This is a genomic window from Enterobacter sp. E12, assembly GCF_014596715.2.
GTDB classification, from domain to species: domain Bacteria; phylum Pseudomonadota; class Gammaproteobacteria; order Enterobacterales; family Enterobacteriaceae; genus Enterobacter; species Enterobacter bugandensis.
The window spans coordinates 4,778,255-4,791,317 of the sequence record NZ_CP115601.1; the positions used below are offsets into that span (position 1 = coordinate 4,778,255).

Consider the following 13,063-nt stretch of genomic DNA (forward strand, 5'->3'; position numbering starts at 1 on the left):
TAACTCTCTCCTGGGTGTGTCCAATTAATACATCGGCGTTAATTGCAGAGGGGGTTCCTGAAGAACCTTAACCTGCTGAGTGAATGTAGATATCTGGCTGCGCCAGTAATCTTCTCCGGTAAGCCACGGGAAATTACGAGGAAATGCGGGATCGTCCCAACGCCTGATTAACCATGCGAGATAATAAACAAAACGCATCGCACGTAAAGGCTCAATCAGGGCAATTTCGTCTGAATTAAACGGGCTAAATTCTTCATAGGCTTCAATAATCGTTTCAAGCTGCATGCGCTGCTCGGTTTTGTCGCCATTGAGCAGCATCCACAGATCCTGAACCGCTGGTCCCATGCGCGCATCGTCGAGATCGACAAACAACGGCCCATCGCGCCAGAGAATATTTCCGGCATGACAATCGCCATGCAGGCGCAGAACGGAAATATCATCACGCCAGCAGGTTTTCACCGCAGCAATAAGCTTATCGGTGGCGTTGAGGAAATCATCCTTTAACGCAGCGGGGATCAGCGCAGACGTTTCGAATATCTGACGTGGTTCGGTGAGATATTCATGAATCCCGATCGTTGGTCGGGCAGTGAACGATGTTTTACGTCCCGTCTGATGAATGCGTCCCAGATAGCGAGCAACCCACTCCATCTGATCGATATTATCCGCTTCAAACTGGCGGCCACCCAGACTGGGGAATACGGCGTAGTAAAACCCTTCATGCGTGAGCAGCGTTTGGTTATTGAACTTTATCGGCGCGGCAACGGGAACGTCATCAACCAGCAGATCGTGAGCAAACTGGTGCTCCTCCTGAATTTGCTGTGCAGACCAACGTTCAGGGCGATAGAACTTTACGACGAAGCGCTGACGATCCTCGTCCTGAAATTGATAGACGCGGTTTTCGTAGCTGTTTAACGGAGTTAGCCCGGAATCCACACGAATACCCTGTTCAAACAGGGCATCCATAATGGTATCCGGGTGTAGTGTCTGGAAAGTAAAAGCCTGGTCGTTCATCCGATCATCCGGAAATTATACGAATGATTCAGGATATCATCTTGTAGCGATTTCGGTGGCTCCGCTTACAAGCTTTTACTCTTTAATTACGCCTCGGGCGCGCAGCAATGCAGTTTTAAAATCTTCCTCATAATCCTTCTGAATACCAGGAATAACAGCATCTTTGGCTGAGTCGCGCATTTTGAGGTGGTAGATCAGGATGTCGTCAGAAAGGTCTGCCAGATCGCCGTCAAAACCTGACTCTTTTGCCAGTTTCTGTAAGAATTGCATCAGATTCAGCTCTGGCTCTTTTTGCCAGGCTGGCTGGAGGAGTTCAATGACTTCATTCAGACGTTTACATTTCATGGTGGTGCTCCTTTCATTTAGAGTGACACGTTAGCAGGGTCAATCCCACAATAAAAGAGGCGATATTCGTGAATCTTAGCCTGGAAATCACTGGGGTCGTTCTGGCAGGCGGCAGAGCTACGCGGATGGGCGGGGAAGATAAGGGACTGCAGCTCCTGAAAGGCAAGCCCTTATGGCAGCATGTCGCTGATACGCTTGTCGATCAGGTATCGGCAATGGCGCTGAGCGCAAATCGCCATATCGATATTTACCAGCGCAGCGGGTTTCCCGTTTATCAGGATAATCTCGCAGATTTTCCGGGGCCGCTGGCAGGCATGCTTTCGGTGATGCAGCAGTCGCAGGGAGAGTGGTTTCTCTTTTGTTCGTGTGATACGCCTTTTATACCCACCTGCCTGGTGGAACGGATGGTGCAACAGCGAGGTGATTCACCCGTGGTCTGGGTGCATGACGGCGAGCGCGACCACCCAACTATCGCGCTCATTAACCGATCCTTGATTCCTGCTATGAGCGACTATCTGGCTTCCGGAGAGCGAAGAGTGATGGTGTTTATGCGTAAGGTCGGCGGACATACTGTTGATTTTAGCGACATGAAAACATCGTTCGTGAATGTGAACACAATAGAAGATTTACAGGCCATGCAGGAGAAGAGATGAATTCTGTTTTAGCCATTTCAGCCTGGAGTGGGACAGGAAAAACCACGTTGCTGAAAAAACTGATACCCGCACTGTGCGCCCGCGGTATTCGTCCAGGCTTGATTAAGCATACTCACCATAATATGGATGTCGATAAGCCGGGCAAAGATAGCTATGAGCTGCGCAAAGCGGGTGCCGCGCAGACAATGGTAGCAAGCAACCAGCGTTGGGCATTGATGACAGAAACGCCGGGTGAGGCACCGCTGGATCTCGCGTATCTGGTGAGCCGGATGGATCACTCCATGCTGGATCTGGTGCTGGTTGAGGGATTTAAGCATGAGGCCGTGCCTAAGATCCTACTGTTCAGAAGCGATGCCGGGCACAATATCAGCGAGTTAACGCTGGATGAGCATGTGATTGCGGTGGCCAGCGATGTTGCTCTCGATGTTGAGGTTCCGGTGCTGGATTTAAATGATGAGGATGGGATTGCTGAGTTTATTGTGAAGTGGTGTGCGGTCTGACTTGCCGGGTGGCGGCTTCGCCTTACCCGGCCTACGGTTTGTGCAGCGCAGAAACGCAAAAAGGCCATCCTTTCGGATGGCCTCTTCACTTGTTTGATGCCTGGCAGTTCCCTACTCTCACATGGGGAGACCCCACACTACCATCGGCGCTACGGCGTTTCACTTCTGAGTTCGGCATGGGGTCAGGTGGGACCACCGCGCTAAAGCCGCCAGGCAAATTCTGTTATCTGTATCAGGCTGAAAATCTGTCTCTCACCGCCAAAACAGCTTCGGCGTTGTAAGGTTAAGCCTCACGGTTCATTAGTACCGGTTAGCTCAACGCATCGCTGCGCTTACACACCCGGCCTATCAACGTCGTCGTCTTCAACGTTCCTTCAGGAGACTTATAGTCTCAGGGAGAACTCATCTCGGGGCAAGTTTCGTGCTTAGATGCTTTCAGCACTTATCTCTTCCGCATTTAGCTACCGGGCAGTGCCATTGGCATGACAACCCGAACACCAGTGATGCGTCCACTCCGGTCCTCTCGTACTAGGAGCAGCCCCCCTCAATTCTCCAGCGCCCACGGCAGATAGGGACCGAACTGTCTCACGACGTTCTAAACCCAGCTCGCGTACCACTTTAAATGGCGAACAGCCATACCCTTGGGACCTACTTCAGCCCCAGGATGTGATGAGCCGACATCGAGGTGCCAAACACCGCCGTCGATATGAACTCTTGGGCGGTATCAGCCTGTTATCCCCGGAGTACCTTTTATCCGTTGAGCGATGGCCCTTCCATTCAGAACCACCGGATCACTATGACCTGCTTTCGCACCTGCTCGAGCCGTCACTCTCGCAGTCAAGCTAGCTTATGCCATTGCACTAACCTCCTGATGTCCGACCAGGATTAGCTAACCTTCGTGCTCCTCCGTTACTCTTTGGGAGGAGACCGCCCCAGTCAAACTACCCACCAGACACTGTCCGCAACCCGGATCACGGGTCCACGTTAGAACACCAGCCATTAAAGGGTGGTATTTCAAGGACGGCTCCACGCAGACTGGCGTCCACGCTTCAAAGCCTCCCACCTATCCTACACATCAAGGACCAGTGTTCAGTGTCAAGCTATAGTAAAGGTTCACGGGGTCTTTCCGTCTTGCCGCGGGTACACTGCATCTTCACAGCGAGTTCAATTTCACTGAGTCTCGGGTGGAGACAGCCTGGCCATCATTACGCCATTCGTGCAGGTCGGAACTTACCCGACAAGGAATTTCGCTACCTTAGGACCGTTATAGTTACGGCCGCCGTTTACCGGGGCTTCGATCAAGAGCTTCGCGTTGCCGCTAACCCCATCAATTAACCTTCCGGCACCGGGCAGGCGTCACACCGTATACGTCCACTTTCGTGTTTGCACAGTGCTGTGTTTTTAATAAACAGTTGCAGCCAGCTGGTATCTTCGACTGATTTCAGCTCCGTCCGCAGGGACTTCACCTACATATCAGCGTGCCTTCTCCCGAAGTTACGGCACCATTTTGCCTAGTTCCTTCACCCGAGTTCTCTCAAGCGCCTTGGTATTCTCTACCTGACCACCTGTGTCGGTTTGGGGTACGATTTCGTGTTACCTGATGCTTAGAGGCTTTTCCTGGAAGCAGGGCATTTATCACTTCAGCACCGTAGTGCCTCGTCATCACGCCTCAGTGTTAAAGTGAACCGGATTTGCCTGGAACACACACCTACACGCTTAAACCGGGACAACCGTCGCCCGGCTGACATAGCCTTCTCCGTCCCCCCTTCGCAGTAACACCAAGTACAGGAATATTAACCTGTTTCCCATCGACTACGCCTTTCGGCCTCGCCTTAGGGGTCGACTCACCCTGCCCCGATTAACGTTGGACAGGAACCCTTGGTCTTCCGGCGAGCGGGCTTTTCACCCGCTTTATCGTTACTTATGTCAGCATTCGCACTTCTGATACCTCCAGCATGCCTCACAGCACACCTTCAACGGCTTACAGAACGCTCCCCTACCCAACAACACATAGTGTCGCTGCCGCAGCTTCGGTGCATGGTTTAGCCCCGTTACATCTTCCGCGCAGGCCGACTCGACCAGTGAGCTATTACGCTTTCTTTAAATGATGGCTGCTTCTAAGCCAACATCCTGGCTGTCTGTGCCTTCCCACATCGTTTCCCACTTAACCATGACTTTGGGACCTTAGCTGGCGGTCTGGGTTGTTTCCCTCTTCACGACGGACGTTAGCACCCGCCGTGTGTCTCCCGTGATAACATTCTTCGGTATTCGTAGTTTGCATCGGGTTGGTAAGCCGGGATGGCCCCCTAGCCGAAACAGTGCTCTACCCCCGAAGATGAGTTCACGAGGCGCTACCTAAATAGCTTTCGGGGAGAACCAGCTATCTCCCGGTTTGATTGGCCTTTCACCCCCAGCCACAGGTCATCCGCTAATTTTTCAACATTAGTCGGTTCGGTCCTCCAGTTAGTGTTACCCAACCTTCAACCTGCCCATGGCTAGATCACCGGGTTTCGGGTCTATACCCTGCAACTTAACGCCCAGTTAAGACTCGGTTTCCCTGCGGCTCCCCTATACGGTTAACCTTGCTACAGAATATAAGTCGCTGACCCATTATACAAAAGGTACGCAGTCACACCACGAAGGTGCTCCCACTGCTTGTACGTACACGGTTTCAGGTTCTTTTTCACTCCCCTCGCCGGGGTTCTTTTCGCCTTTCCCTCACGGTACTGGTTCACTATCGGTCAGTCAGGAGTATTTAGCCTTGGAGGATGGTCCCCCCATATTCAGACAGGATACCACGTGTCCCGCCCTACTCTTCGAGTTCACAACCTGTGCATTTTCGTGTACGGGACTGTCACCCTGTACCGTGCGACTTTCCAGACGCTTCCACTAACACACAAGCTGATTCAGACTCCGGGCTGCTCCCCGTTCGCTCGCCGCTACTGGGGGAATCTCGGTTGATTTCTTTTCCTCGGGGTACTTAGATGTTTCAGTTCCCCCGGTTCGCCTCGTTAACCTATGTATTCAGTTAACGATAGTGTGACGGATCACACTGGGTTTCCCCATTCGGACATCGACGGGTCAAAGGTTCATATCACCTCGCCGTCGCTTTTCGCAGATTAGCACGTCCTTCATCGCCTCTGACTGCCAGGGCATCCACCGTGTACGCTTAGTCGCTTAACCTCACAACCCGAAGATGTTTCACTTCATGATTGCGAAAATTTGAGAGACTCGAACACACCATTTAAGATGTGTCGTTTCAATTTTCAGCTTGATCCAGATTTTTAAAGAGCAAATATCTCAAACATGACTCGCAAGTCAGTTTTGAGATATGACGGCAGGTGACTTTCACTCACGAACCAGCAAGTGGCGTCCCCTAGGGGATTCGAACCCCTGTTACCGCCGTGAAAGGGCGGTGTCCTGGGCCTCTAGACGAAGGGGACACTGAAGTCTCAATCGCAAGACGCCTTGCTGTTTACTTTTCATCAGACAATCTGTGTGAGCACTGCAAAGGCAGGTTCTTTAAGGTAAGGAGGTGATCCAACCGCAGGTTCCCCTACGGTTACCTTGTTACGACTTCACCCCAGTCATGAATCACAAAGTGGTAAGCGCCCTCCCGAAGGTTAAGCTACCTACTTCTTTTGCAACCCACTCCCATGGTGTGACGGGCGGTGTGTACAAGGCCCGGGAACGTATTCACCGTGGCATTCTGATCCACGATTACTAGCGATTCCGACTTCATGGAGTCGAGTTGCAGACTCCAATCCGGACTACGACGCACTTTATGAGGTCCGCTTGCTCTCGCGAGGTCGCTTCTCTTTGTATGCGCCATTGTAGCACGTGTGTAGCCCTACTCGTAAGGGCCATGATGACTTGACGTCATCCCCACCTTCCTCCAGTTTATCACTGGCAGTCTCCTTTGAGTTCCCGGCCTAACCGCTGGCAACAAAGGATAAGGGTTGCGCTCGTTGCGGGACTTAACCCAACATTTCACAACACGAGCTGACGACAGCCATGCAGCACCTGTCTCAGAGTTCCCGAAGGCACCAAAGCATCTCTGCTAAGTTCTCTGGATGTCAAGAGTAGGTAAGGTTCTTCGCGTTGCATCGAATTAAACCACATGCTCCACCGCTTGTGCGGGCCCCCGTCAATTCATTTGAGTTTTAACCTTGCGGCCGTACTCCCCAGGCGGTCGACTTAACGCGTTAGCTCCGGAAGCCACGCCTCAAGGGCACAACCTCCAAGTCGACATCGTTTACGGCGTGGACTACCAGGGTATCTAATCCTGTTTGCTCCCCACGCTTTCGCACCTGAGCGTCAGTCTTTGTCCAGGGGGCCGCCTTCGCCACCGGTATTCCTCCAGATCTCTACGCATTTCACCGCTACACCTGGAATTCTACCCCCCTCTACAAGACTCTAGCCTGCCAGTTTCGAATGCAGTTCCCAGGTTGAGCCCGGGGATTTCACATCCGACTTGACAGACCGCCTGCGTGCGCTTTACGCCCAGTAATTCCGATTAACGCTTGCACCCTCCGTATTACCGCGGCTGCTGGCACGGAGTTAGCCGGTGCTTCTTCTGCGGGTAACGTCAATCGATGAGGTTATTAACCTCACCGCCTTCCTCCCCGCTGAAAGTACTTTACAACCCGAAGGCCTTCTTCATACACGCGGCATGGCTGCATCAGGCTTGCGCCCATTGTGCAATATTCCCCACTGCTGCCTCCCGTAGGAGTCTGGACCGTGTCTCAGTTCCAGTGTGGCTGGTCATCCTCTCAGACCAGCTAGGGATCGTCGCCTAGGTGAGCCGTTACCCCACCTACTAGCTAATCCCATCTGGGCACATCTGATGGCAAGAGGCCCGAAGGTCCCCCTCTTTGGTCTTGCGACGTTATGCGGTATTAGCTACCGTTTCCAGTAGTTATCCCCCTCCATCAGGCAGTTTCCCAGACATTACTCACCCGTCCGCCACTCGTCACCCGAGAGCAAGCTCTCTGTGCTACCGTTCGACTTGCATGTGTTAGGCCTGCCGCCAGCGTTCAATCTGAGCCATGATCAAACTCTTCAATTTAAGTTTGATGCTCGTGAATTAAACTTCGTAATGAATTACGCATGTTCACTCAGAGACTTGGTATTCATTTATTGTCCGAAGACATTAAGAATCCATGTCACTTTGAGTGCCCACACAGATTGTCTGATAAATTGTTAAAGAGCAGTGCCGCTTCGTTTTCGCTGCGACGCGGGGTGTGCATATTACGCTTTCCCGCTTCAGAGTCAAGCGTTTATTTTCGCTGTTCTCTGCTGACCCGGCGGCGTGTGTGCCGTTGTTCCGTGTCAGTGGAGGCGCATTATAGGGCGTTATTCTTAAGTGACAAGAGGAAATTCAAAAAAAGTTTCTGACCGTGTTTTTTTTCACCAACAGAGGTGATATCAAGCTACAAATTGTTCTATTTGATGTATCTGCAACCACAATCACATTCGAGGTGGCATAATTAACAGCATGAAACATTAAGGAATAAAAGCGATGCCATTAAGCGCACAACAGCTGGCCGCCCAAAAAAATCTGTCCTATGTGCTGGCAGAAAAGCTGGCGCAGCGGATTTTAGCGGGTAAATATGCCCCGGGGAGCATCCTGCCGGGTGAATTGGAGCTGGGTGAGCAGTTTGGAGTAAGCCGTACCGCGGTTCGCGAGGCGGTGAAAACCCTGACGGCAAAAGGCATGGTGCTTCCACGCCCTCGTATTGGCACGCGCGTGATGCCACAGAATAACTGGAATTTTCTCGATCAGGAGCTGCTCTCCTGGTGGATGACCGAAGACAACTTCCATCAGGTCGTCGATCACTTTCTTGTAATGCGCAGCAGCCTTGAACCTCAGGCATGCCTGCTTGCCGCCACGCTCGGGACAGCAGAGCAGAAAGCGCAGCTTAACGCACTCATGGAAGAGATGGTGTTCCTGAAAAAACACTTCAACCGGGAACGATGGATTGAGGTCGATATGGCCTGGCATGAACATATCTATATGATGAGCGCCAATCCGTTCCTCACTTCCTTTGCTTCGTTATTCCATTCGGTGTACCACACCTACTTTACCTCTATTACACAAGACGAAGTGGTAAAGCTGGATTTGCATCAGGCGATAGTAGATGCCATTCAGGAGAGCGACGGGCAGCGAGCCCTGACTGCATGTCAGGCATTGCTGACCGCACCAACCCACCAGCAGGTAAATAAATGACAGAGAAAAAAGCGCGCAGCATGGCCGGATTGCCGTGGATTGCAGCCATGGCGTTCTTTATGCAGGCACTGGATGCCACCATCCTCAATACGGCGCTTCCCGCCATTGCGCAAAGCCTTAACCGCTCCCCGCTGGCAATGCAGTCCGCCATCATCAGCTACACCCTCACGGTGGCGATGTTGATCCCGGTAAGTGGCTGGCTGGCCGATCGCTTCGGTACCCGCAGAGTTTTCATGCTGGCCGTAACGCTGTTTACGCTCGGTTCACTGGCCTGCGCGCTCTCCACTTCATTAACGGAGCTGGTTATCTTTCGCGTACTGCAGGGAATAGGCGGCGCGATGATGATGCCGGTGGCGCGCCTCGCTTTGCTGCGTGCCTACCCACGCAGCGAACTGCTCCCCGTACTCAACTTTGTCACCATGCCAGGGCTGGTCGGCCCAATACTTGGCCCGGTCCTCGGGGGTGTGCTGGTTACCTGGGCAAGCTGGCACTGGATTTTCCTGATTAATATTCCGATTGGCGTGGCAGGGCTGATCTATGCCCGCAAATATATGCCGAACTTCACCACGCCAAGGCGCAGCTTCGATATGGGCGGCTTTTTCCTGTTTGGACTGAGTCTGGTGCTGTTCTCCAGTGGCATGGAGCTCATTGGCGAGAAGCTCGTTGAAACGTGGCTGGCGCTCGCCGTCATCCTCAGTGGTATTCTGCTGTTCCTTCTTTATATACGCCATGCGCGTCGTCACCCGACACCGCTTATCTCTTTATCTCTCTTTAACACCCGAACCTTTTCCGTCGGGATCGCGGGCAATATTGCCTCACGTCTGGGCACGGGCTGCGTACCGTTCCTGATGCCATTGATGCTGCAGGTGGGGTTCGGCTACCCGGCGCTGATTGCCGGCTGCATGATGGCGCCCACGGCAATGGGTTCCATTCTGGCGAAATCAACGGTCACGCAGGTACTGCGCTGGTTTGGCTATCGTAAAACGCTGGTTGGCGTGACGGTCTTTATCGGTCTGATGATTGCGCAGTTCTCGCTGCAATCCGCGGCGTTACCGGTCTGGATGTTGATCCTGCCGCTGTTTGTGCTGGGAATGGCGATGTCAACGCAGTTCACGTCGATGAACACCATCACCCTTGCGGACCTGACCGACGAGAACGCGAGCAGCGGCAACAGCGTACTGGCGGTGACCCAACAGCTGTCGATCAGCCTCGGGGTAGCCGTGAGCGCGGCGGTGCTGCGGTTTTATGAAGGGTTTGACGGCACGAATACCGTTGAGCAGTTCCACTATACCTTTATCACCATGGGCGCGCTTACCGTGGTGTCGGCGCTGGTCTTTATGTTGTTAAAACCGAAAGATGGCCGGAACCTGATTAAAGAGCGTCACAAAGAGAAAGCTAAACCGAACCGCGTTCCATCAGAACAGGAGTAAGCTGCAAACGTTGCTGTTGCAGCGTGGGCTGCGCCATACGGTGGATCAACACGTCGATGGCCAGCTCACCTAGTTCATCCTTCGGCTGATGGATCGTGGTCAGCGGCGGCGTCATGTAGCGCGCCAGTTCGATATCATCGTAACCGACGATCGCCATATCGTCCGGAACGCGCAGTCCCGCCTGATACAGCGCCTGATAGGCACCAAACGCCATCGCATCGTTGCCGATAAACACCGCCTGCGGGCGAGGCTCTTGCGCCAGCAGCGTCTGCATTGCCTCGAAACCGCCGTTAAACTCGAAATCGCCGGTGATGCGATAGCCATCAGGAATGGCAAGCCCTGCCCGCTCCATTGCCGAAAGATAGCCTTCCAGACGCAAGCGCGCCGGGGTTTTATCCAGCGGGCCGGTAATGCAGGCAATGCGGGTATGGCCTTTATCAATCAGGTGCTGCGTCGCCATATCGCCACCCAGCAGCGAGTTATCCTGAATCAGATCGCTGGTCCCGTCGAACGGCGCCCAGTCCATCATTACCGTGGGAATAGAAGGATAGCGCTGAATGATCTCTTTTGAAGGTTGATGCGTTTCGGTACAGAGCAGCAGCAGCCCGTCGACGCGTTTTTGCATCAGCGTTTCCAGGTTGCGGTTCATACGCTGCTCGTCGCCTTCAGTATTGCACAGCACCAGACTGTAGCCACGCTCGAAGCAGCTGCGCTCTACGCCACGAACAAGTTCAGAATAGAAAGGATTGGTACTGGCCGTGATCAGCATGCCGATGGTGCGCGTCTGGTTAAGCTTCAGACTGCGCGCCAGCGCCGACGGCGCATAGTTGAGATCTTTTACTGCGGCTTCGACTTTCTCCCGAATCGCCTCGCTGACGAAGCGGTCGTTATTAATAACGTGAGAGACGGTCGAAGTAGAAACGCCCGCCATGCGGGCGACATCTTTCATCGTAGCCAAGCGTTACCCCTGCTGACTTAAGAATTCATCGATCTCTTTACGCCACGGAACGGAAGGCTGTGCGCCTTTGCGCGTCACCGCAATCGCGGCGGCGGCATGCGCAAAGCGGATCGCGTCATCCATCGCTTTTCCTTCCAGCAATGCCGTCACCAGCGCACCGTTGAAGGTGTCTCCAGCGGCGATGGTATCAATGGCTTTGACCTTAAAGCCCGGCACGCGACGGCCTTCGCCATTGACGCTAGCCCACACCCCGCGGCTACCAAGAGTAATGATAACGGTCCCGATGCCTTTTGCATGCAGCACTTTCGCCGCACGCGCGGCATCATTGTCATTTTCAACGCGAATGCCCGTCAGCTTTTCCGCTTCGGTTTCGTTCGGGGTGATGATATCCACCAGCGCCAGCAGTTCGTCTGATAATACACGGGCAGGCGCAGGGTTAAGTACGACAGTGGTATGATTTTCATGCGCAATTTTCGCGGCGGTCAGCACGCTTTCAACCGGGGACTCCAGCTGCATCAGCAGGGCTTCCGCTCCGGCGATGATCCCACGCTGCGCTTCGACGCGTTCAGTCGTTAACGCGGCGTTAGCCCCCGCATGAATACCGATGACATTCTCACCTTCCGCATTGACGAAGATCAGCGCCACACCGGTAGATTCCCCTTCAACAACGCTGACGGGTGCAGTATCGATGTTGTCACTTGCCAGCTGCTTGCGTACGCGCTCGCCGGTATCGTCATCACCCGTACAGGCGATAAACGCGATATTCGCCCCGCTGCGCCCGGCGGCAACTGCCTGGTTTGCGCCCTTACCGCCGAACGCGACCTGATACTGATTGCCGGTGACGGTTTCGCCCGGAGTGGGGAACGTTTCAAGGTTAAGAATGTGATCGGCATTGATACTGCCAAGGACGACGAGGTTGCCTGCGGTTTTCATGTATTGAGGTGTCCATCTGAGAGCGCCACCGGTATTACCCGGTGGCGTATGCCACACTTTTCTTTTATTTGGTGTCCCTCAGGCAGCCAGCGACTGCCTGAATCGCCTTTACTGCTTAATGACCAGCTTCAGGTCAACAGGGTATTTGGCCTGAACTTTTTCGCCCTTCAGCACTTTGTCGGCAGTTTCAACGCCAGTCGCGCCAATCTGCTCAGGCAGCTGAGCGATGGTCGCAGCCAGTTTGCCATCATTTACTGCTTTTTCACCATCCGGCGTGCCGTCAAATCCGACAACCATCACATCTGATTTACCTGCGGTCTGGAGCGCACGCAGCGCACCGAGCGCCATCTCATCGTTCTGTGCAAATACCGCCTGCACATCTGGATGCGCGGTCAGCAGGTTCTGCATGACGTTCAGACCCTTAGTACGGTCGAAGTCTGCCGGCTGGCTGGCCAGCACGTTGAATTTGTGTGCAGCCACGGCCTGCTGGAAGCCTTCACCACGTTCACGGGCCGCGGAAGTACCGGCGATACCCTGCAGTTCGATAACTTTCGCGCCTTCACCGGCTTTCTTCGCGATGTAGTCACCAGCAATTTTACCGCCCAGCACGTTATCAGACGCAATGTGGCTCACAACTTCGCCTTTCGTTGCCTGACGGTCCAGAGTGATCACCGGAATTTTCGCCTGGTTTGCCATCTTCACGGCGTTGCCTACGGCATCAGAATCGGTTGGGTTGATCAGCAGAATTTTGGTGCCACGAACGGTTAAGTCCTGAACGTTAGCCAGCTCTTTCGCCGGGTTGTTCTGTGAATCCAGCACCACCAGGTTGTAGCCCAGTTTGTCCGCTTCTTTCTGCGCACCGTCCTTCAGGGAGACGAAGAACGGGTTGTTCAGGGTAGAGACAACCAGCGCGATGGTATCTTTCGCCATGGCGTTAGCACTTACGGTTGCGCTCAGCGCGACAGCAGAAACCAGGGTAGCCAGTTTTTTCATGTTCATATCTA

General features: G+C 53.5%; 9 protein-coding genes, 1 tRNA gene and 3 rRNA genes. 4 read left to right on the forward strand and 9 right to left on the reverse strand.

Features of this window, described 5'->3' with window-relative positions; genetic code table 11:
• Positions 1 to 24: 24 nt before the first annotated feature.
• Together IB212_RS22870 and IB212_RS22875 are read right to left on the reverse strand one after the other, a co-directional pair.
• Positions 25 to 1,011, reverse strand: a complete 987-nt coding sequence (locus IB212_RS22870) for a serine/threonine protein kinase (protein WP_188246130.1) — start codon at positions 1,009 to 1,011, stop codon at positions 25 to 27.
• Between the two features lie 75 nt (positions 1,012 to 1,086).
• A complete protein-coding gene (locus IB212_RS22875; RefSeq protein WP_008501866.1) occupies positions 1,087 to 1,356 on the reverse strand; it encodes a YihD family protein in 270 nt (89 codons plus the stop codon).
• A gap of 68 nt (positions 1,357 to 1,424) precedes the next feature.
• Here IB212_RS22875 and mobA point away from each other — a divergent pair, with 68 nt between their 5' ends.
• Both mobA and mobB read left to right on the forward strand, forming a co-directional pair.
• A complete protein-coding gene (gene mobA, locus IB212_RS22880) occupies positions 1,425 to 2,009 on the forward strand; it encodes a molybdenum cofactor guanylyltransferase MobA (protein WP_045630629.1) in 585 nt (194 codons plus the stop codon).
• A complete protein-coding gene (gene mobB, locus IB212_RS22885) occupies positions 2,006 to 2,509 on the forward strand; it encodes a molybdopterin-guanine dinucleotide biosynthesis protein MobB (RefSeq protein WP_188246129.1) in 504 nt (167 codons plus the stop codon). Before mobA ends, mobB begins: the two co-directional genes overlap by 4 nt.
• 98 nt (positions 2,510 to 2,607) lie before the next feature.
• Here mobB and rrf read toward each other — a convergent pair.
• The 4 genes from rrf to IB212_RS22905 form a co-directional block, all read right to left on the reverse strand.
• Positions 2,608 to 2,723: ribosomal RNA gene (gene rrf / locus IB212_RS22890) — 5S ribosomal RNA — on the reverse strand.
• Between the two features lie 65 nt (positions 2,724 to 2,788).
• Positions 2,789 to 5,692, reverse strand: a 23S ribosomal RNA gene (locus tag IB212_RS22895).
• A 184-nt stretch (positions 5,693 to 5,876) separates the two neighbouring features.
• Positions 5,877 to 5,952: transfer RNA gene (locus IB212_RS22900), tRNA-Glu, on the reverse strand.
• An 85-nt stretch (positions 5,953 to 6,037) separates the two neighbouring features.
• Positions 6,038 to 7,577 (reverse strand): 16S ribosomal RNA (locus IB212_RS22905).
• The 16S, 23S and 5S rRNA genes sit together here with 1 tRNA gene alongside, the layout of an rRNA operon.
• A 453-nt stretch (positions 7,578 to 8,030) precedes the next feature.
• On the opposite strand from IB212_RS22905, the gene IB212_RS22910 reads away from it, so the two are divergent.
• Entirely contained in the window at positions 8,031 to 8,738 is a 708-nt protein-coding gene (locus IB212_RS22910) for a FadR/GntR family transcriptional regulator (protein ID WP_028014903.1), read from the forward strand.
• Positions 8,735 to 10,168 carry a multidrug transporter subunit MdtD gene (gene mdtD / locus IB212_RS22915; protein WP_028014904.1) on the forward strand — a complete coding sequence of 478 codons (1,434 nt, stop codon included), beginning with the start codon at positions 8,735 to 8,737 and terminating at the stop codon, positions 10,166 to 10,168. Before IB212_RS22910 ends, mdtD begins: the two co-directional genes overlap by 4 nt.
• Here the strand turns inward: mdtD and rbsR are convergent.
• The 3 genes from rbsR to rbsB all read right to left on the reverse strand — a co-directional run bounded on the left by rbsR (position 10,134) and on the right by rbsB (position 13,058).
• Positions 10,134 to 11,126 carry a ribose operon transcriptional repressor RbsR gene (rbsR, locus tag IB212_RS22920; RefSeq protein ID WP_028014905.1) on the reverse strand — a complete coding sequence of 331 codons (993 nt, stop codon included), beginning with the start codon at positions 11,124 to 11,126 and terminating at the stop codon, positions 10,134 to 10,136. The two genes, mdtD and rbsR, sit on opposite strands and share 35 nt — an antisense overlap.
• A 3-nt stretch (positions 11,127 to 11,129) precedes the next feature.
• Entirely contained in the window at positions 11,130 to 12,059 is a 930-nt protein-coding gene (rbsK, locus tag IB212_RS22925) for a ribokinase (protein WP_045631283.1), read from the reverse strand.
• 108 nt (positions 12,060 to 12,167) lie between these two features.
• Entirely contained in the window at positions 12,168 to 13,058 is an 891-nt protein-coding gene (rbsB, locus tag IB212_RS22930; protein ID WP_010426610.1) for a ribose ABC transporter substrate-binding protein RbsB, read from the reverse strand.
• Positions 13,059 to 13,063 lie beyond the last annotated feature (5 nt).

Excerpts from the sequence above, each read along its gene's own strand:
- rbsB (WP_010426610.1), bottom strand. The coding sequence starts at position 13,058 with ATGAACATGAAAAAACTGGCTACCCTGGTTTCTGCTGTCGCGCTGAGC.
- IB212_RS22910 (WP_028014903.1), top strand. The coding sequence starts at position 8,031 with ATGCCATTAAGCGCACAACAGCTGGCCGCCCAAAAAAATCTGTCCTAT.
- rbsK (WP_045631283.1), bottom strand. The coding sequence starts at position 12,059 with ATGAAAACCGCAGGCAACCTCGTCGTCCTTGGCAGTATCAATGCCGAT.
- mdtD (WP_028014904.1), top strand. The coding sequence starts at position 8,735 with ATGACAGAGAAAAAAGCGCGCAGCATGGCCGGATTGCCGTGGATTGCA.
- IB212_RS22875 (WP_008501866.1), bottom strand. The coding sequence starts at position 1,356 with ATGAAATGTAAACGTCTGAATGAAGTCATTGAACTCCTCCAGCCAGCC.
- mobB (WP_188246129.1), top strand. The coding sequence starts at position 2,006 with ATGAATTCTGTTTTAGCCATTTCAGCCTGGAGTGGGACAGGAAAAACC.
- IB212_RS22870 (WP_188246130.1), bottom strand. The coding sequence starts at position 1,011 with ATGAACGACCAGGCTTTTACTTTCCAGACACTACACCCGGATACCATT.